At 64.8% G+C, this 18,453-nt stretch carries 20 protein-coding genes, 1 tRNA gene and 1 pseudogene; 17 read left to right on the forward strand and 5 right to left on the reverse strand.

The annotated features are described in order from the left end of the window. From B3D39_RS08740 to fliP, 4 genes and pseudogenes are all read left to right on the forward strand, one after another. A pseudogene (locus B3D39_RS08740) lies at positions 1 to 423 on the forward strand (flagellar M-ring protein FliF); the annotation flags it as partial. Beyond that, entirely contained in the window at positions 420 to 1,019 is a 600-nt protein-coding gene (locus B3D39_RS08745; RefSeq protein ID WP_286789608.1) for a flagellar biosynthesis protein, read from the forward strand. The pseudogene B3D39_RS08740 and the gene B3D39_RS08745, both read left to right, overlap by 4 nt. Beyond that, on the forward strand, positions 1,012 to 1,290 hold the full coding sequence (locus B3D39_RS08750) for a FliM/FliN family flagellar motor switch protein (protein ID WP_078522277.1): 279 nt from the start codon (positions 1,012 to 1,014) through the stop codon (positions 1,288 to 1,290). The genes B3D39_RS08745 and B3D39_RS08750 overlap by 8 nt, the downstream gene beginning before the upstream one ends. 37 nt (positions 1,291 to 1,327) lie before the next feature. Beyond that, a complete protein-coding gene (gene fliP / locus B3D39_RS08755; protein WP_274963214.1) occupies positions 1,328 to 2,068 on the forward strand; it encodes a flagellar type III secretion system pore protein FliP in 741 nt (246 codons plus the stop codon). 76 nt (positions 2,069 to 2,144) lie between these two features. On the opposite strand, the gene B3D39_RS08760 is transcribed toward fliP, so the two are convergent. After that, positions 2,145 to 2,220: transfer RNA gene (locus B3D39_RS08760), tRNA-Lys, on the reverse strand. Positions 2,221 to 2,326: 106 nt separating this feature from the next. On the opposite strand from B3D39_RS08760, the gene dapF reads away from it, so the two are divergent. The 7 genes from dapF to B3D39_RS08795 all read left to right on the forward strand — a co-directional run bounded on the left by dapF (position 2,327) and on the right by B3D39_RS08795 (position 9,237). Next, positions 2,327 to 3,163: a diaminopimelate epimerase gene (gene dapF / locus B3D39_RS08765; RefSeq protein ID WP_414717985.1), complete on the forward strand. Its 837-nt coding sequence runs from the start codon at positions 2,327 to 2,329 to the stop codon at positions 3,161 to 3,163. Further along, complete coding sequence (gene mtaB, locus B3D39_RS08770; RefSeq protein ID WP_274963209.1) at positions 3,160 to 4,422, forward strand: tRNA (N(6)-L-threonylcarbamoyladenosine(37)-C(2))-methylthiotransferase MtaB; 1,263 nt, start codon at positions 3,160 to 3,162, stop codon at positions 4,420 to 4,422. The genes dapF and mtaB overlap by 4 nt, the downstream gene beginning before the upstream one ends. Before the next feature lie 154 nt (positions 4,423 to 4,576). Next, on the forward strand, positions 4,577 to 4,999 hold the full coding sequence (gene arfB, locus B3D39_RS08775) for an alternative ribosome rescue aminoacyl-tRNA hydrolase ArfB (RefSeq protein WP_274963213.1): 423 nt from the start codon (positions 4,577 to 4,579) through the stop codon (positions 4,997 to 4,999). After that, positions 4,989 to 6,251 carry an aspartate aminotransferase family protein gene (locus B3D39_RS08780; RefSeq protein ID WP_274963208.1) on the forward strand — a complete coding sequence of 421 codons (1,263 nt, stop codon included), beginning with the start codon at positions 4,989 to 4,991 and terminating at the stop codon, positions 6,249 to 6,251. Before arfB ends, B3D39_RS08780 begins: the two co-directional genes overlap by 11 nt. Further along, positions 6,248 to 7,225 carry a phosphotransferase enzyme family protein gene (locus tag B3D39_RS08785; RefSeq protein ID WP_274963207.1) on the forward strand — a complete coding sequence of 326 codons (978 nt, stop codon included), beginning with the start codon at positions 6,248 to 6,250 and terminating at the stop codon, positions 7,223 to 7,225. Before B3D39_RS08780 ends, B3D39_RS08785 begins: the two co-directional genes overlap by 4 nt. After that, positions 7,222 to 7,665, forward strand: a complete 444-nt coding sequence (locus B3D39_RS08790) for an NUDIX hydrolase (protein WP_274963206.1) — start codon at positions 7,222 to 7,224, stop codon at positions 7,663 to 7,665. The genes B3D39_RS08785 and B3D39_RS08790 overlap by 4 nt, the downstream gene beginning before the upstream one ends. Positions 7,666 to 7,755: 90 nt before the next feature. Then, on the forward strand, positions 7,756 to 9,237 hold the full coding sequence (locus tag B3D39_RS08795) for an inorganic phosphate transporter (RefSeq protein ID WP_244176671.1): 1,482 nt from the start codon (positions 7,756 to 7,758) through the stop codon (positions 9,235 to 9,237). A 4-nt stretch (positions 9,238 to 9,241) separates the two neighbouring features. Here the strand turns inward: B3D39_RS08795 and pncB are convergent, their stop codons facing one another. After that, positions 9,242 to 10,549 (reverse strand): nicotinate phosphoribosyltransferase, encoded by a 1,308-nt coding sequence (gene pncB / locus B3D39_RS08800; protein ID WP_274963205.1) that lies wholly within the window; start codon positions 10,547 to 10,549, stop codon positions 9,242 to 9,244. Between the two features lie 3 nt (positions 10,550 to 10,552). After that, complete coding sequence (gene pncA, locus B3D39_RS08805; protein WP_274963204.1) at positions 10,553 to 11,152, reverse strand: bifunctional nicotinamidase/pyrazinamidase; 600 nt, start codon at positions 11,150 to 11,152, stop codon at positions 10,553 to 10,555. Positions 11,153 to 11,267: 115 nt separating this feature from the next. On the opposite strand from pncA, the gene B3D39_RS08810 reads away from it, so the two are divergent. After that, positions 11,268 to 12,173, forward strand: coding sequence for a rhodanese-related sulfurtransferase (locus B3D39_RS08810; RefSeq protein WP_274963203.1), 906 nt, complete (start codon positions 11,268 to 11,270; stop codon positions 12,171 to 12,173). On the opposite strand, the gene B3D39_RS08815 is transcribed toward B3D39_RS08810, so the two are convergent. Further along, on the reverse strand, positions 12,170 to 12,334 hold the full coding sequence (locus B3D39_RS08815; protein WP_157771528.1) for a hypothetical protein: 165 nt from the start codon (positions 12,332 to 12,334) through the stop codon (positions 12,170 to 12,172). The genes B3D39_RS08810 and B3D39_RS08815 overlap by 4 nt on opposite strands. 155 nt (positions 12,335 to 12,489) lie before the next feature. Between B3D39_RS08815 and mbfA the strand changes: the two genes are divergently transcribed. The 5 genes from mbfA to B3D39_RS08840 all read left to right on the forward strand — a co-directional run bounded on the left by mbfA (position 12,490) and on the right by B3D39_RS08840 (position 16,488). After that, on the forward strand, positions 12,490 to 13,467 hold the full coding sequence (gene mbfA / locus B3D39_RS08820) for an iron exporter MbfA (protein ID WP_274963202.1): 978 nt from the start codon (positions 12,490 to 12,492) through the stop codon (positions 13,465 to 13,467). Positions 13,468 to 13,664: 197 nt separating this feature from the next. Beyond that, a complete protein-coding gene (locus B3D39_RS08825; RefSeq protein ID WP_078550887.1) occupies positions 13,665 to 14,582 on the forward strand; it encodes an AEC family transporter in 918 nt (305 codons plus the stop codon). Positions 14,583 to 14,592: 10 nt separating this feature from the next. After that, positions 14,593 to 15,423: an S-formylglutathione hydrolase gene (gene fghA / locus B3D39_RS08830; protein WP_098409679.1), complete on the forward strand. Its 831-nt coding sequence runs from the start codon at positions 14,593 to 14,595 to the stop codon at positions 15,421 to 15,423. After that, on the forward strand, positions 15,420 to 15,878 hold the full coding sequence (locus B3D39_RS08835) for a YaiI/YqxD family protein (protein WP_274963201.1): 459 nt from the start codon (positions 15,420 to 15,422) through the stop codon (positions 15,876 to 15,878). The genes fghA and B3D39_RS08835 overlap by 4 nt, the downstream gene beginning before the upstream one ends. Beyond that, positions 15,871 to 16,488, forward strand: coding sequence for an HAD family hydrolase (locus B3D39_RS08840; protein WP_274963200.1), 618 nt, complete (start codon positions 15,871 to 15,873; stop codon positions 16,486 to 16,488). The genes B3D39_RS08835 and B3D39_RS08840 overlap by 8 nt, the downstream gene beginning before the upstream one ends. 42 nt (positions 16,489 to 16,530) lie before the next feature. On the opposite strand, the gene dxs is transcribed toward B3D39_RS08840, so the two are convergent. Then, entirely contained in the window at positions 16,531 to 18,453 is a 1,923-nt protein-coding gene (gene dxs, locus B3D39_RS08845) for a 1-deoxy-D-xylulose-5-phosphate synthase (protein WP_286789609.1), read from the reverse strand.

The raw sequence follows: 18,453 nt of genomic DNA on the forward strand, positions 1-18,453 counted from the left end.
GCGGGAACCGTCGCAGGGTCCGGCTTCATCGACAGCATGGCGCTCGATCTGACGCAGATCATCCAGATCGCGGTCCTTGCGATCGTCGCGCTCGTGCTTGGTCTTTTCGTCGCGCGCCCGATCCTGCTGCAGAAATCGCGTGCAGGCGCGGCGGAACTGCCCGCGCCCAGCGCCTCGGAGGAGGGCACCACGGCGTCGACGGCGCTCACCGGTGAGATCGACGACGGAGACATGCCGGACATGAACATGCAGCTGGTGTCCAATTTCGACCTCGGTGACCTGCCGATGGCGACACATGCGGATTTCGATCTGGACCGACCCGTCGATCCCGTCGACCGATTGAAGAAGATGATTGAGGAGCGGCAGGCGGAAACCGTCGAAATCCTGCGTAGCTGGATGGAAGAGCCGTCGGAGAAAACATGATGGGGCAAAGGCTGAAACTGGAATCCTTTGAGCCCAACTCGGCAGAGGCGGGTGAAATCGCGCTCGCGCCAGCCGAGTTGGAAGAGGCCAAGCTGGCCGCCTTCGAGACCGGATATCAGGCCGGGTGGGACGATGCAGTTGCCGCGCAGAATGCGGAAACCGCGCGACTTCACGCCGATCTCGGGCGCAATCTGCAGGCGCTGGGCTTCACTTATCACGAAGCGCGCCAGCACATGCTCGATGCGCTCGAGCCGCTTCTGGTCGAGATCTGCGGCAAGCTGTTGCCCGAGCTGGCGCGTGCGTCGCTTGGCCCCGTCGTGGCCGAGCAATTGATGCCGATTGCCGAGGATCTCTGCGCGACGCCAATCACGGTGGTCGGTAATCCGTCCGCATTGCCGCAGATTCAAGAGGCGCTCGCGCCACGTGCAGACTTGCCACTCGTCTTCGCGGCAGAGCCGAGCCTTGGCGAGGGCCAGGTCTATCTGCGCTTCGCCGATACCGAGACCCGCGTCGATCTCGACGCCGTCATCGCCGCCATCTTGCGCGCGGTCACGACCTATTTCACCGCCACCGCGAAGGACAAGCCCGATGAATGAGACCGCGCCGGACGCTTCGACCGCCAATCCCTTCACGCAAGTTCCGATCGAGATCACAATCTCGGTCGGCAAGGCGCGCCCGCTGGTGCGCGATTTGCTGCGCCTGAAACGCGACGCGGTGTTGCCGCTCGACCGGAAAGTGGAGGACCCGGTGGAGCTCTATGTCGGGGACAAGCTGATCGCGCGCGGCGAGTTGACCGAGATCGATGGCAGCGACGGGCAGCTTGCGGTGCGGCTTACCGAGGTGGCCGATCTGCAAAACGGGTTGTGAAATGCGCCCCCGCCTCATCCCTCCCGGCGCCGTCAAGATGTGCCTGCCTGCGCTTTGGCTTGTCCCGCTCGCGGCATTAACCTTAACGCTCGCAGCGCTACCCGCGCAGGCTCAGGACATTACGCTCTCCGTCGGGGAGGGCGACAGCCTCGCGGGCCGCTCCTTGCTGATCATTGCGGCGATCACGCTGCTCAGCCTCGCGCCCGGGCTCGCGATCATGGTCACGGCCTTTCCGTTCATCGTCACGGTGCTGTCGATTTTGCGCCAAGCTCTCGGGTTGCAACAATCGCCGCCGAATATGCTGATCATCAGCCTCGCGCTATTCCTGACATGGTTCATCATGGAGCCGGTCTTCCTCGAGAGTTGGCGCGTCGCGGGCCAGCCCCTGATCGACGGCGCGATCGACTGGCAGGAGGCGTTCACCAAGGGGATCGAGCCTTTCCGCACTTTCATGGCCGGGCGCACGAACCCCGACACCTTCGCAGCCTTGGCCGAGTTGCGCAGCGGCACGCCCGCACCGGAAAGCCTGGAAGGCGCGCCGCTCTCGACTCTCGTGCCGTCTTTCATGCTGTCCGAAGTCACCCGCGCCTTCCAGATCGGCTTCCTCGTTTTCCTGCCGTTTCTGATCATCGACCTCGTCGTCTCGGCCGTTTTGATGTCGATGGGGATGATGATGGTGCCGCCCGCGGTCGTGGCGCTTCCCTTCAAGCTCGCCTTTTTCGTGGTGGCCGACGGCTGGGTGCTGCTCTCGGGGGCCTTGGTGCGCAGTTATTTCTGACGCCGGAGGCTGGGCCGTATAACCGCAGGCCCAGAAACGCAAAAACCCGGGCCGAAGCCCGGGTTTCTGAGGGTGATGGTGAGCCGTGCAGGATTCGAACCTGCGACCCACTGATTAAAAGTCAGTTGCTCTACCAACTGAGCTAACGGCCCATCACAGGGCGCGTCTCTACAAACCCCCGCCGGGGGGGTCAAGGCATAAAATTCACAAAAATTGCACATCTGGAAAAAACCTTGGCGCGGGCGTATATCGCGCGCCATGAATACAAAGCGCACACAGAGCGGACTGCCCTTCATGAAGATGCATGGGCTCGGCAATGACTTCGTCGTGATCGACGCCCGTGAGGGCGATGATCCGGTTACGCCTGCGCTCGCGCGTGCGCTCGGGGATCGGCATCGCGGCGTGGGATTTGACCAGCTTGCCGTGATCCGCCCTGCACAAGGGGCTGATTTCACGCTCGAATTCTGGAATTCCGACGGCACGCGGGCCGGCGCTTGCGGCAATGCGACTCGCTGCGTGAGCGATTACATGATGCGCCAGCTCGACCGGACCGATGTCACGCTTCTGACCGAGCGGGGCCAGCTTGCCGCGGTGCGGCGCGAGGACGGGATGGTCTCGGTCAATATGGGCGCGCCGATTCTCGAAGCAGCGCAAATTCCGATTCTGCCCGGCATCGATCCGGCGCATCTGCCGCTCGGCGGCGACCCGATCGCGGTCGGCATGGGCAACCCGCATTGCGTCTTCTTCGTGGAGGATGCCGAGGCGGTCGAAGTGGATCGCCAAGGCCCGGTGATCGAGCATGATCCCCTCTTCCCCGAGCGCACCAATGTCGAATTCGCCAGCGTGATCGGCCCCGACCATCTGCGGATGCGCGTCTGGGAGCGCGGCACCGGCATCACGCTGGCCTGCGGATCGGGCACCTGCGCCACCGCCGTCGCCGCGCATCTGCGGGGCCTCACCGGCAAGCGTGTCCTCGTCGATGTCGATGGCGGCCAGCTGGAGATCGACTGGCGCGACGATGGCGTCTGGATGACCGGCCCCACCGCGCATGTCTTCGATGCGACCCTCACCCAAGATTTTCTGGACGCGATATGAAACCGCCCGTTTTCTCGACCCTCGGCTGCCGTCTCAATGCTTATGAGACGGAGGCAATGAAGGAATTGGCCGCAGGCGCCGGGCTCGAAGGGGCCGTGGTCGTCAATACCTGCGCCGTGACCGCCGAGGCCGTGCGCAAGGCCAAGCAAGAGATCCGCCGTCTTGCGCGCGAGAACCCGGATGTGCCGGTGATCGTGACCGGCTGCGCCGCGCAGACCGAGCCCGACACCTTTGCGGCGATGCCCGAGGTCACCAAGATCATCGGCAATCACGAGAAGATGCAGGCCGACACCTGGGCGCAGCTCGCCCCGCAAGGCCCCGATTTCATCGGCGAGACCGAGCGCGTGATGGTCGACGACATCATGTCGGTGAAGGAGACCGCCGGTCACCTGATCGACGGGTTTGGCCGCCACCGCGCCTATGTGCAGGTGCAAAACGGCTGCGATCACCGCTGCACCTTCTGCATCATCCCCTTCGGGCGCGGCAATTCGCGCTCCGTCCCGGCGGGCGTCGTGGTCGAGCAGATCAAGCGCCTCGTGGATCGTGGCTTCAACGAGGTCGTCCTCACCGGGGTCGATCTGACCTCCTGGGGCGCTGATCTGCCCGGCGAGCCGCGTCTGGGCGATCTCGTGATGCGAATCCTGCGCCTCGTGCCCGATCTGCCGCGCCTGCGCATCTCTTCCATCGACTCGATCGAGGCCGACGAGAACCTGATGCTGGCGATCGCCACCGAGCCGCGTCTGATGCCGCACCTGCATCTCAGCCTTCAGGCGGGCGACGACATGATCCTCAAGCGGATGAAACGCCGTCACCTGCGCGACGACGCCATCGCCTTCACCGAGGAGGCGCGCAAGCTGCGCCCTGGGATCGTCTTCGGCGCGGACATCATCGCGGGCTTCCCGACCGAGACCGAGGAGATGTTCGAGAACTCCCTGCGGCTCGTCGATGATTGCGGGCTGACCTTCCTGCATGTCTTCCCCTATTCCGCGCGCAAGGGCACGCCCGCCGCGCGGATGCCGGCCGTGAAAGGCCCGATCGTCAAGGAGCGCGCGGCCCGGCTGCGCGCGAAGGGCGAGGCCGCGCTGGCCGCCCATCTCGACGCGCAGGTCGGCACCGAACAGCTCGTGCTGACCGAGACCCCGCGCGTCGCGCGCACCGAAGGCTTTGCCGAGGTGGCGTTCGAAGCGGACCAGCCCGAAGGCACGCTGATGACCGTGCGCATCACCGGCCATGACGGGGCGCGGTTGCTGGCGGGGTAAAGGGTGCGCTGCCCCCCCCCCGTCGCCGGAGGGCGACAATCTACAGAGAAAGAGGGGGCGCCGCCCCCTCGGCGCCGTGCGCCTCTCCCCCGGGATATTTGTGCCAAGCCGAAGGGGGCTTTCGTTTTTCGCAGCGTGAGCTAGCTTGTGGGCCATGCTGCGGATCAACGATCAGATAACCATCGAGGATTGGGAAATCACCGAAACCTTCACCCGGGCGCAAGGTCCGGGGGGGCAGAATGTGAACAAGGTCTCGACTGCGGTGGAACTGCGCTTCGAGGCCGAACGCTCGCCGCATTTGCCGCAACCGGTGAAGAGCCGCCTGCGCCGGATCGCGGGGCGCAGATGGACCAGCGACGGCGCGCTTCTGCTGCTGGTGCAGGACACGCGCAGTCAGGCGCGAAACCGCGAGATCGCGCGCGACCGCCTCGCCGAGATGATCCGTAAGGCCTGCGAAAAGCCCAAGAAACGTATCCCGACCCGGCCCACGCTCGGCTCGAAGAAGCGGCGTCTGAAGGCGAAGGCGATCCACGGCGAGAAGAAAGCGCTGCGCGGGAAGGTCTCGGATGGGGAATGATCTTTTGGCGCGGCGCGAACGGCTTCTGGGGCCGAACGTGCCGACCTTCTATGCGCGTCCGGTCGAGATCGTGCGCGGGCAGGGCAGCTCGCTTTTCGATGCCGACGGCCAGCGTTACCTCGACGCCTATAACAACGTCGCCCATTGCGGCCATTGCCACCCGCGCATCGGGAAGGCGATCTGCGAGCAGGCCGCCACGCTCAACACCCATACCCGCTATCTGCATGAGGGCATCCTCGATTACGCCGAGGCGCTGCTGGGCAAGCTCGGCTTTGACGGCCAGCTTCTGATGACCTGCACCGGGTCCGAGGCCAACGACGTCGCGCTGCGCATGGCGCAGGCGGTGACCGGCAAGCGCGGCTTCATCGCGACCGACAACACCTATCACGGCAACACCACCGCCGTGGCGCATCTCTCGACCCGCCGCCCGCCGATCGGGGGCTGGCCGGACCATATCCGCCGGGTGCCCGCGCCCGACAGTCTCGCGCCTTTGGGCGGATCGCTGGAGGCGCAGCCCGAGGCCTTCGCCGCCAACGTCGCGCAGGCGATTGCCGAACTGGAAGAGAGCGGCCACGGCTTCGCGGGGCTCATGCTCTGCCCGATCTTCGCCAATGAAGGGATGCCCGGCATCGCGCCCGGTTTCCTCGACCCGACGGTCGAGGTGATCCGCCGCGCGGGCGGGCTGATCCTGTGCGACGAGGTGCAGCCGGGTTTCGGCCGGATCGGCTCGCATTTCTGGGGCCACGAATGGCTGGGCTTCACGCCCGACGTGGTCACGATGGGCAAACCGATGGGTAATGGGCACCCGGTCGCGGGCTTGGTGGCGGCGCCCGACGTGATGGCCGCTTTCCGCGAGGCGTTCGGCTATTTCAACACGTTCGGCGGCAACCCCGTCTCGGTCGCCGCGGCGATGGAGACCCTGCGGGTGATCGAAGACGAAGGCTTGCAGGAGAACGCGGCGCAGGTCGGCGACTACCTTCTGCAAGGGCTGCGTGAGCTCTCCCATCCGCTGATTGCTGAAGCGCGCGGCTTGGGGTTTTTCCTCGGGATCGAGCTTGCGCAGGACGGCGAACCCGCCAGCGAAGCCGCGGGCCGGATCGTCGAAGCGATGCGCGAGCGCCATGTCTTGATGGGCCGGGTGGGCAGGGCACAACACATTCTCAAAATCCGGCCGCCGATGGTCTTCAATCGGGCCGATGCCGATGAAATGCTGGAGAAACTTGCGCAAAGTCTCGAGGAGCTTCCCGCATGATTTCGGACGAGACCGCACAGGCGATGGCGGACTCCGCCCTCTATTCCTGGGGGCAGGCGAGCGCGCCGCCACGTCTGGTAAAGAACCGCGAGAACATCGTCTTCGAGGCGCATCTGAAGGATGGCCGCCATGTCGCGCTGCGGCTGCACCGTCCCGGCTATCAGGGCCGTGACGGGATCGAGGCCGAGTTGCGCTGGTGCGAAAGCCTCGCCGATCAGGGGATGCCGGTGCCGCGCCCGGTGCGCGCGCTGAACGGGGCGCTGACGGGCAGTGTTCGCAACCGCGTCACCTCCTGCGTGGAGTGGCTGGATGGCGCGCCGATCGGCGCGGGCGATCAGCCGCTTTCCGGTACGCCCGAGGCGGTGCGCGCCGAGGCTCATGCACTGGGGCGCCTGATCGCGCAGCTGCATATCAGCAGCGATGCCGCCCCGCCCGACGGGTTCGACCGGAACCCGTGGGATGGCGAAGGGTTTCTGGGGGAGCATCCGCTTTGGGGACGTTTCTGGGAACATCCTCAGCTTTCGGAAGTTGAGGCCGCAACGCTGTCTTCGGGCCGCGATCTTGCGCGTGCGCTCTTGGCGCAGGCGCAGGACTACGGCCCGATCCACGCCGATTGCCTGCGTGAGAACGTGTTGTCGACCCCGGACGGGCTGGCTCTGATCGACTTCGACGATTGCGGGCCGGGCTATCGGCTCTACGACCTCGCGACGGCGCTGGTGCAGGGCTGGGGCGACCCGCTTTGGGGCGAACAGGCCGCAGGACTCGTCGAGGGCTATCGCAGCCTGCGCCCGCTTCCGCCCGATCAGGAGGCACTTCTGCCGCTTTTCGTGGCGCTGAGAGCCTTCGCGTCTGCTGGCTGGATTGTGACCCGGGCACCGGGTTCCGATCCGCGCCAAAGACTATATTTAGAGCGTGCGCTTGAACTCGCACAGCATTTGGAGAACCGTACGCCGCCATGGGAGACCAGTCGATGAAATGGGCGAAATCCGTCGCGAAGGGCTTGCTGGGGTATCGCCCCGCCTCTTTGCAGGTGGGAGCGCTCTGTCTGCGAATCCGAGACGGCAAGACCCAGGTCCTTCTGATCACCTCGCGCGACACCGGGCGCTGGGTAATCCCGAAAGGCTGGCCGATGCGCGGACGCTCGCTGTCCGGCGCGGCCAAGCAGGAGGCATGGGAAGAAGCCGGGGCCGTCGGCAAGATCGAAATGGAGCCCGCCGGAGCGTTCCGCTACGACAAGATCCTCGATAGTGGCTTGGCCACGCCCACCGATGTCGTCGTCTTCCCGATGCGGGTCGAGACCTTGATGAAGTCCTTTCCCGAAGAGCATCAGCGCAAACGCAAATGGTTCGCGCCCAAGCAGGCCTCGAAGCTGGTCGCGGAAGAGGGGCTGCAGAAGCTTTTGCGCAAGCTCTGAGCCCCGAATGGCGTCGAATGCCTTGTCACAACGGGTCAAACCCGCTAGGCCCGCGCGGACTTCTGACAATTAGATGACAGGTTCGTGACGGTGGCCAATCAAGACAACGAGTCCCGCGTCAATCAGTGGAAAACGCTCGACAAGGATCTCAAGCGGATCGGGCGCGTCGAAAGTGCCGGGCAATTCGTGGCGCGCGGCATGGTCGCGCCGGGGATCGCGCTGGCCTTCATCGTGCTCGTCGGTCTGGTGGCCGCCGTGTTGGTGGGCGGGCAGCCCGGCCAGCTGGTGGTGATCGCCGCCGCTGCGATCGGGGCCTATATGGCGCTAAACATTGGCGCCAATGACGTCGCCAACAACATGGGCCCCGCCGTGGGCTCGCGTGCGATGACGCTGATCGGGGCGCTGATCGTCGCCGCCATCTTCGAAAGCTTGGGCGCGCTCGTCGCGGGCGGTGATGTCGTCAAAACCGTCGCGAAGGGCATCATCGAGCCGACCGCCTTGCCCGATTCCGGGCATTTCGTCTGGGCGATGATGGCGGCCCTGCTGGCCGCGGCTCTGTGGCTGAACCTCGCGACTTGGCTCGGCGCGCCGGTCTCGACTACCCACTCCATCGTCGGCGGCGTCGTCGGCGCGGGCATCGTGGCTGCTGGCTTCGGGGCGGTCGATTGGGTCTCGATGGCGAAGATCGCGGCAAGCTGGGTGATCTCTCCGGTCATGGGCGGCGTGATCGCGGCCGCCTTCCTCGCGCTGATCAAGACCAAGGTGATCTATGTCGACGACAAGATCGCCGCCGCGCGCCGATGGGTGCCGATCCTGATCGGCATCATGTCGGGGGCCTTTGCTGCCTATCTCGCGCTCAAGGGCCTCAAGCACCTGTTCAAGATCACGATTGTCGAAGCGGTCCTGATCGGCCTCGTCGTCGGTGTCATTGGATGGCTCGTCACGATCCCGATGATCCGCCGCCAGTCCGAAGGGATGGAGAACCGCAAGAAGTCGCTCAAGACGCTGTTCGGCCTGCCGCTCGTCGTCTCTGCCGCGCTGCTGAGCTTCGCCCATGGCGCGAATGACGTCGCCAATGCGGTCGGCCCGCTCGCGGCCATCGTGCACACGGTGGAGCAGGGCGATATCGCCGCAGAGGTCGGCATCCCGTTCTGGGTGATGGCTGTTGGCGCGCTGGGGATTTCCGTCGGCCTGCTGCTGTTCGGGCCCAAGCTGATCCGCCTCGTCGGCAACGAGATCACCAAGCTCAACCCGATGCGCGCCTATTGCGTGGCGCTTTCGGCGGCGATCACGGTGATCGTGGCGTCGTGGCTGGGCCTGCCGGTCTCCTCGACCCATATCGCGGTCGGCGGCATCTTCGGCGTCGGCTTCTACCGCGAATGGCACGCCGAGAAGCGCGCCCGCGAGCTGGGCATCCGCAAGGGCAAGCCCGTCCCGCCGGAAGAGCGCAAGCGCCGCCTTCTGGTGCGCCGCTCGCATATGATGACGGTCGCCACGGCGTGGATCGTCACGGTGCCGGCCTCGGCTGCGCTCTCGGCGGTGGTCTACCTGATCCTGAACGCGATCACCTGACCGCTCAGACCATGACCTTCATCGCCTGCTGCGGGCCGACTTCGAACACGCGCTTGTAGCGGGCGATCTCGTCCTCCGGGCCCATCGCCTTCTCGGGATTGTCCGACAGTTTCACCGTCGGGCGTCCATCGGCCTCGACCGCTTTGCACACAAGGCTGAACGGCGCGAGCGCGTCATTCGGCACCAGCCCGCGGAAATCGTTGGTCAGCAGCGTGCCCCAGCCGAAGCTGACCTTCACTCGACCGGCGAACTGCGCGTGCAACTCGCGGATCTTGTCGACGGTCAGCCCGTCCGAGAAGATCACCAGCTTCTGGCGCGGATCCTCGCCACGCGCTTTCCACCAGTCGATCGCGATTTCCGCGCCCGTCGCCGGGTCGCCCGAATCGATGCGGATGCCGGTCCAGCCCGCCAGCCAATCCGGCGCGTGGTCGAGGAACCCCTTCGTGCCATAGGTGTCGGGCAGAATGATGCGCAGATTGCCGTCATGCTCTTCGTGCCAGTCGGCCAGCACCTTGTAAGGCGCCTTCGCCAGCTCCGCGTCGCTATTGGTCAGCGCCGCATAGACCATCGGCATCTCATGCGCATTGGTGCCCACCGCCTCGATGTCGCGCCGCATCGCGATCAGGCAGTTCGACGTGCCGGTGAACGCGCCCCCTTCGGAGATGTCACCCAGCCCTTCGAGCATCGCCTGCACGCACCAGTCCTGCCACAGGAAGCTGTGCCGCCGCCGGGTGCCGAAATCCGCGATCCGCAGGTTGTCCAGTTCGCGCAGCGCCTCGATCTTCTCCCAGACCTTCGTCATCGCGCGGGCATAGAGCACCTGCAGCTCGAACCGCCCCATCGTGTTCAGAACCGCCCGCCCGCGCAGCTCCATCAGGATCGCGAGCGCCGGGATCTCCCAGAGCATCACCTCGTGCCACTTGCCCTCGAAGGTCAGCTCATATTGCCCGTCGCGCTTTTCCAGATGGTAGGGCGGCAGTTGATAGCCCTCGAACCACTCCATGAAATCCGAGCGGAACATCTGCCGCTTGCCATAGAACGTGTTGCCGCGCAGCCAGGTGCTCTCCCCGCGCGACAGTTTAAGCGAGCGCGCGTAATCCAGCTGCTCGCGCAGTTCCGCCTCGTCGATCAACTCCGCCAGCCGGATCGACTTGCTGCGGTTGATCAGGCTGAACTTGACCCGCGTCTCCGGCTTGTTGCGGAAAATCGACTGACACATCAAAAGCTTGTAGAAATCCGTGTCGATCAGAGACCGCACGATCGGGTCGATCTTCCACTTGTGGTTATAGACGCGGCTCGCGATGTCGACCATGGATCAGGCCTCCAGCTTCACACCGGCAGAGCGCATCTCGCTATGCGCTTCCTGCAACGAACCGTCGAGATCGATCGCGCGGCAGGCGCCTTCGATCACGGTCGCGCGGAAGCCCAGCTTCGCCGCATCCAGCGCCGACCATGCGACGCAGAAATCGGTGGCGAGCCCCACGAAGGTCAGATCCTCGACGCCCCGGTCGCGCAGGTAACCCGCAAGCCCGGTCGGCGTCTTGTGGTCGTTCTCGAAGAAGGCCGAATAGCTGTCGACGCCGCGCCGGAACCCCTTGCGGATGATCAGCTGCGCCCGGTTCACGGCCAGATCGGGGTGGAACTCCGCCCCCTTGCTGCCCTGCACGCAATGATCCGGCCAGAGGGTCTGCAGCCCATACTCCATGTGGATTTGCGTGAAGGGCGCGCCGCCCTCGTGCTGGCTCGCGAAAGAGGCGTGATCCGCGGGGTGCCAATCCTGCGTCAGAACCACGGTGTCGAACTCGGTCATCAGCGTATTCACGCGCGGAAGGATCTCGTCGCCCCCCGAGACTGCCAGCGCACCGCCGGGGCAGAAATCGTTTTGCACGTCGATCACGATCAGAGCTTTGGTCATCACTTTACCTCCCGCAGGGTTTTCCCATGGGTAGGCCGCGCACCCCCTGTGGTCAACGGCACGGATGCGCAACGGCTCTTGCCTAACGCCCCCGCACGGCGCTAATGCGGGGCCCATGTTCACCGTTGCCGCCCTTTACCATTTCACCCGGTTCGAGTCCCCCGAGGCCCTGAAGGCCCCGCTGGCGAAGATCGCCTGCGCGCATGGCGTGAAAGGCTCGCTCCTGATCGCGCGCGAAGGGATCAATGGCACCATCGCGGGGACCCGTGAAGGGATCGACGCGGTGCTGGCGCATATCCGCGGCTTGCCGGGCTGTGCCGATCTGGAATGGAAGGAAAGCGCGGCCGAGGAGATGCCCTTCGGCAAGATGAAGGTGCGGCTCAAGCGCGAGATCGTCACGATGGGCGAGCCCGATATCGATCCGAAAGCCCGCGTCGGCCATTACGTCGAGCCGCAGGACTGGAACGCGCTGATCTCCTCGCCCGACACGGTCGTGATCGATACGCGCAACGATTACGAGATCGAGATCGGCACTTTCGAGGGCGCCATCGACCCCGGCACGAAATCCTTCCGCGAATTTCCGCAATGGTGGCGCGACAATGCGCATCGCTTCCACAACAAGCGCGTCGCGATGTTCTGCACCGGCGGCATCCGCTGCGAGAAATCGACGAATTTCCTGCTCTCGGAAGGCGTGCCCGAGGTCTATCACCTCAAGGGCGGCATCCTGAAATATCTCGAAGACATGCCTGACGACGGCTCGCTCTGGCAGGGCGATTGCTTCGTCTTCGATCAGCGCGTGAGCCTGCGCCACGGGCTGAAACAGGGCGATTACGACAGCTGTCACGCCTGTCGCCGCCCGGTCTCCGCGGAAGACAAACGCCATCTCGATTACGAGGAAGGCGTCTCCTGTCACCGGTGCATCGGCGAATTTTCCGATGCCGATCGCGACCGCTTCCGCGAGCGCGAACGTCAGATGCGCCTCGCCGCCGAACGGGGCGAAGCGCATCTCGGACGCGATTAATTATCCGCGCAGACCTGCGTCAGATCGTTGCAGCCTTGCGTGACGGTCGGAGCCCCGGTGGTCGGGAAGTCCAGACGCGGCAGCGAGAAATCCCCGACGCCAGCCGATGCGGCGGTTGCGCCAAACACAGACAGAACAAGGGCGTAAGCGAGACGTTTCATAGCGGTTCTCCATAACTGAACTACTTGGTTCGGAATTTAATATGAACCGTTCGGTTCGGAAATCAAGACTAAATGAACTGATCAGTTCGAAATACTGCCTTGCGCTGGACGCAACTCTGCATATTTTAGAACCGTTCTAAAAAAGAGGGCCTCCCATGCTTCCCGGTTTCGCGTCACGCCGCCGTTTCGACGATCTCACTGAACAGGAAGTGCTTGCGCTCGCGATCTCCTCCGAGGAGGACGACGCACGCATCTATCGCCAATATGCCGAACATCTGCGCACCGAATATCCGGCCTCCGCGAAGATCTTCGACGAGATGGCGAAAGAGGAAGACGAGCATCGCCGCCTCCTGATCGCGCGGCACACCGAGCGCTTCGGCGATGTGATCCCCCTGATCCGGCGCGAACATGTCGCGGGCTTCTACAACCGCAAACCGATCTGGCTGACCAAGAACCTCTCGCTCGACACCATCCGCGGCGAGGCCGAGGCGATGGAGCGCGAGGCGGGCAAGTTCTACACGCTCGCAGCCCAGCGTAGCTCCGATGCCAGCACCCGCGAGTTGCTGGGCGATCTCGCCGCGGCCGAACTCGGTCACGAGCAAAAGGCCGAGGAGCTGACCGGCACGCATCTGCCCGAGAGCGAAAAGGAAGAGGAAGACCGTCAGGCCCACCGCCAGTTCATCCTGACCTGGGTGCAACCGGGTCTCGCCGGGCTTATGGACGGCTCGGTCTCGACCCTCGCGCCGATCTTCGCCACCGCCTTCGCGACCCAAAACCCGTGGACGACTTTCCTCGTGGGCCTCGCGGCCTCGGTCGGCGCGGGCATCTCGATGGGCTTCACCGAAGCCGCGCATGATGACGGCGTGATCTCGGGCCGCGGCTCGCCGATCAAACGCGGCATCGCCTCGGGTGTGATGACCATGCTTGGTGGCTTGGGCCACGCGCTGCCCTACCTGATCCCCGATTTCTGGACCGCGACCACCATCGCGATCATCGTCGTGTTCATCGAGCTCTGGGCCATCGCCTGGATCCAGAACCGCTTCATGGAAACGCCCTTCCTGCGTGCGGCCTTCCAGGTCGTGCTCGGCGGCGCGTTGGTTTTCGCGGCCGGTGTCTTGATCGGCGGCGGCTGACACAGCCTAGCTCCGACCCGCGCGCAACCGGCACATGCGGGACGCTCCGCGGGGGATATTTGAGCCAAGGCGAAAACAGGCGCTTTGCCTTCGGCTTGGCAAAAATATCCCCGCCGGAGGCTTCCCGACCCCGCCACGGGCGCGCAGACCTCATTCCATAGCTGGCACTTGCCAAAACCGCATGCTAGCCCTTGGCCATGCTTGAGATCTTTCTGAAGACCTTGCCGTTTTTTGCCCTGATCGGGCTTGGCTGGTTCGCCGGACAGATCCGCTTTTTCACCGCCGAGGCGACCGCGTGGCTGACGAAATTCGTCTTCTACTTCGCGCTCTCGGCGATGCTGTTCAAATTCTCCGCCAATCTCGATCTGGCCGCGCTTGTCGATCCGCAGTTCATCCTTGCGTATCTGACCGGCTCGGGCGCGGTCTGGCTGATCACTTTCGCCGTCGCCAAGGCGCGCAAGCTGCCCACCGCGCTTTCCGCGATGGAGGCGCATACCTCGATGACCGGCAATACCGGCTTTCTCGGCGTGCCGATGCTGGTGGTGCTGCTGGGACCGGCAGCGGTGGGGCCCGTCTTGATGGTGTTGAGCTGCGATCTGATCGTGTTCTCCTCGATCATCACGATCTTCATCACCGCCGCGCGGCACGGGAAGGTCTCGCTCGCGCCGATCGCGCTGGGGCTGGTGAAGAACCCGATGATCGTCTCGATGGTGGCGGGGCTCGCCTGGGCCGGGCTGAAGCTGCCGATGCCGGGCCCGCTTTCGGAGTTCATGACGATCCTCGGCGCCGCCGCCACGCCCGGCGCGCTGTTCGCCATCGGCGCCTCGCTTGCGGGCAAATCGGCCGAGAAGCCCGCGCCGGCGGTCTGGCTGTCCTTCGGCAAGCTCTTCCTGCACCCGGCCGCGATCGCGATCACCTCGCTTCTGATCTTCGATGTCGACCCCTTCGCGGCAGGCGTGATGATCGCCGCTGCCGCCCTTCCCGTCGCGGGCAATGTCTATATTCTGGCGCAGCATTTCGGGGTGGCGCCGCAGCGCGTCTCGGCCGCCATCCTCGTCTCGACCGCCGTCTCGATCCTCACGGTTCCGGCGGTCATCCATTGGGTTCACGGCTAAGGAGGCTTTGATGAAAACGATCTCGGAAAACCGCTGTTTCGGAGGCGTCCAAGGCGTCTATTCGCACGCGTCTAAGGTCAATGATTGCGAAATGACCTTCGGGCTGTTCCTGCCGCGCGAGGCCGAGGACGGTCCGGTGCCGGTGCTCTGGTATCTCTCGGGGCTGACTTGCACCCATGAGAACGCGATGACCAAGGCGGGCGCGCAGGCTTTCGCGGCCGAGCACGGGATCGCGCTTGTCTTCCCCGACACCTCGCCGCGCGGCGAGGGCGTGGCCAATCACGAAGATTACGATCTGGGCCAAGGCGCGGGCTTTTACGTCAACGCGACGCAGGATCCGTGGGCGCCGCATTTCCGGATGTGGGATTACATCGCCGAGGAACTGCCGAACGCCATCGACGCCGCCTTCGAGATCGACCCCGAGCGGCAGGCGATCACCGGCCATTCGATGGGCGGGCACGGTGCGCTGACGCTGGCGATGTCGCTGCCCGAGCGCTTCCGGTCCGTTTCGGCCTTCGCGCCGATCGCGAACCCGACGCAAAGCGACTGGGGCCGCAAGCAGTTCAGCGCCTATCTGGGCGACAACGAGGCCGCATGGGCCGCGCATGATGCCACGCTTCTGATGCGCGAACGCGGGTTCGACGGCGAAGTGCTGATCGACCAAGGCGGCTCGGATCAATTCCTCGATCTCCTGAAGCCCGAGGCGCTGGCCGAAGCGATGGCAGCGCGGCGTCAGCCCGGCACCTTCCGGATTCAGGAAGGTTACGATCACAGTTACTATTTCGTCTCGACCTTCATCCCCGATCACATCGAGTTCCACGCCGAGGCGCTCTGGGCGTGATCTGGGTCGATGCGGATGCCTGCCCGGTGAAAGCCGAGGCCGAGAAGGTCGCGACCCGTCTCGGCGTCAAGCTGATGCTTGTCTCCAATGGCGGGCTGCGGCCCTCGCCCAATCCGCTGGTCGAGATGGTCTATGTCGATCAGGGGCCGGACGTGGCCGATATGTATATCGCCGAGCGGGCGACGGTCGGCGATGTGGTGATCACCAATGACATCCCGCTGGCGGCGAAATGCGTCGAGGCCGGCGCGCGGGTGCTGCGTCCCGATGGCGAGGCGCTGACCCCCGCCAATATCGGTAACGTCCTGGCGACACGGGATTTGATGGCGGATCTGCGCTCTGCCGATCCGTTCCGGCAGGGCGGCGGCAAGCCGTTTTCCAAGTCCGACCGGGCGCGGTTCTCGGATGCGCTCGACCGGGTCGCGCGGGCGGCAGCAAGAGAGGTTAAGAATGGTTAAGGCAGTTATCTTCGATATCGGTAACGTGCTGATCGAATGGCAGCCGGAGCGGCATTACGACCGGATCATGCCGCGCGAGACGCGCGAGCAGATGTTCGCGGAGGTCGATCTGCACGGCATGAATGACGAGATCGACCGCGGCGCGCCGTTCCGCGAGACGATCTACGCATGGGCCGAGAAATACCCGAGCTGGCGCGATGCGATCCGGCGCTGGCACGATGACTGGATCGAGATGGCCGCGCCCGAGATCCCGCATTCGCTGCGCCTGATGAAATCCTTGCAGGCCAAGGGGATGCCGGTTTTCTCTCTGACAAATTTCGGGATTCAAAGCTACGATTTCGCGGCCACGCATTATCCGTTCCTGCGCGATTTCGACCGGGATTTCATCTCGGGCCATATGGGCGTCACGAAGCCCGACCCGAAGATCTATCAGATGGTCGAGGACGCGTCAGGGCTGTCCGGCTCGGATCTGATCTTCACCGATGATCGCGCCGACAATATCGCGACGGCGCATACCTTCGGCTGGAAGACGCATCTGTTCGACGGGCCGAAGGGCTGGGCGCGGCGGCTGGTCGAGGAAGGCTTGCTGGAGGAGGCGGAGGCCGCATAAGTTCAACTTATGCAGCCGCCGCGAAAATAAGGAAAACTTATCTCAGGCGCGTTTCGCGACCGCGACGCCCAAAAGCTCGAGCACCTTCGACTCGATCTGCGGCGCATCCATGCCCGCCGAGTGATACATGTCCTCGGGCGAGGCATGGTCGATGAACGTGTCGGGCAGGACCATTGAGCGGAACTTGAACCCGTGATCGAAGACGCCCTGATCCGACAGGTATTGCGCGACATGGCTGCCGAAGCCGCCGATCGCGCCTTCCTCGATGCAGATCAGCGCCTCGTGCTCGGCCACAAGCCGGTCGATCAGATCGGTGTCGAGCGGTTTGACGAAGCGTGCATCGGCGACGGTCGGCGCGAGGCCGCGGGCCTGCAGCGCCTCGCGGGCTTTCAGCACTTCGGCCAGACGGGTGCCATAGGACAGGATCGCGACGCGCGCGCCCTCCGCGATCATCCGGCCCTTGCCGATTTCCAGCGGCACGCCCTCTTCGGGCATGTCGACACCCATGCCTTCACCGCGCGGATAGCGGAAGGCGATGGGGCCTTCGTCATGGGCGGCGGCGGTGGCGACCATATGGACCAGTTCAGCCTCGTCGGCGGCGGCCATCACGACCATGCCGGGCAGCGAGGACATGAAGCCCACATCGAACGAGCCCGCATGGGTTGCACCATCCGCGCCCACCAGACCGGCGCGGTCGATGGCGAAGCGCACGGGCAGGCGCTGGATCGCGACGTCATGCACGATCTGGTCGTAGCCGCGTTGCAGGAAGGTCGAGTAGATCGCGCAGAACGGCTTCATACCGGACGCCGCAAGTCCGGCGGAGAAGGTGACGGCATGCTGCTCGGCGATGCCCACGTCGAAACAGCGGCGCGGATAGACGCCCGCGAATTGTTTGAGCCCCGTGCCGTCGGGCATGGCGGCGGTAATGCCGACGATCTTCTCGTCCTTCGCCGCTTCCTTGATCAGGCTTTCGGCAAAGACCTTGGTGTAGCTCGGCGCATTGGAGGGCGATTTCTTCTGCTCGCCGGTGCTGAGATCGAATTTCGCGGTGGCATGGCCGCCATCGGGGCGGCTCTCGGCGGGGCCATACCCTTTGCCCTTTTTCGTCACCGCGTGGATCAGAACCGGGCCGGTCGCGCGCGCCTTGAGCGTGCGCAGCAGCGGCAGCAGCTGGTCGAGGTCGTGGCCGTCGACCGGTCCGACATAGGAGAAGCCCAGCTCCTCGAACAGGGTGCCGCCCATGGCGATGCCCTTGAGCATTTCCTTCGCCCGGCGCGCGCCTTCCTGGAACGGAACGGGCAGCAGACCGACCGCGCCTTTGGCGGCGGATTTCAGGTCCTGCAGCGGGGCCTCGGAATAAAGCCGCGTGAGGTAGCTCGACAGCGCGCCGACGGGCGGGGCGATCGACATCTCGTTGTCATTGAGCACGACGAACATGCGTTTGCCCAAGTGGCCCGCGTGGTTCATCGCCTCGAAGGCCATGCCGCCCGACATTGCGCCGTCACCGATCACGGCAATCGCGTCGCCGGTCTCGGCGCCCAGCTCGCGGCCCATGGTGAAGCCGGTCGCGGCCGAAATCGAAGTGGAGCTATGGCCCGCGCCGAACGGATCGTAGGGCGACTCCGAGCGCTTGGTGAAACCCGACAGCCCGCCCTTGGTGCGCAGCGTGCGGATGCGGTCGCGGCGCCCGGTCAGGATCTTGTGCGGGTAGCACTGGTGGCCAACGTCCCAGACGATCTTGTCGCGCGGGGCGTCGAACACGGCATGTAGCGCGACCGTCAGCTCGACCACGCCCAGACCCGCGCCCAGATGCCCGCCGGTTTGCGACACGGCCGAGATGGTCTCGGCGCGCAATTCGGTGGCGAGCGTTTTCAGCTCGGGATCGGAAAGGCCTTTCAGATCGGACGGCAGTCGCACCTTGTCGAGGAGCGGCGTGGCCGTTTGGTCGTTCGGGTTATCGCTCAT

This window comes from Thioclava sp. UBA3469 (assembly GCF_002378135.1).
Taxonomy (GTDB): Bacteria; Pseudomonadota; Alphaproteobacteria; order Rhodobacterales; family Rhodobacteraceae; genus Thioclava; species Thioclava sediminum.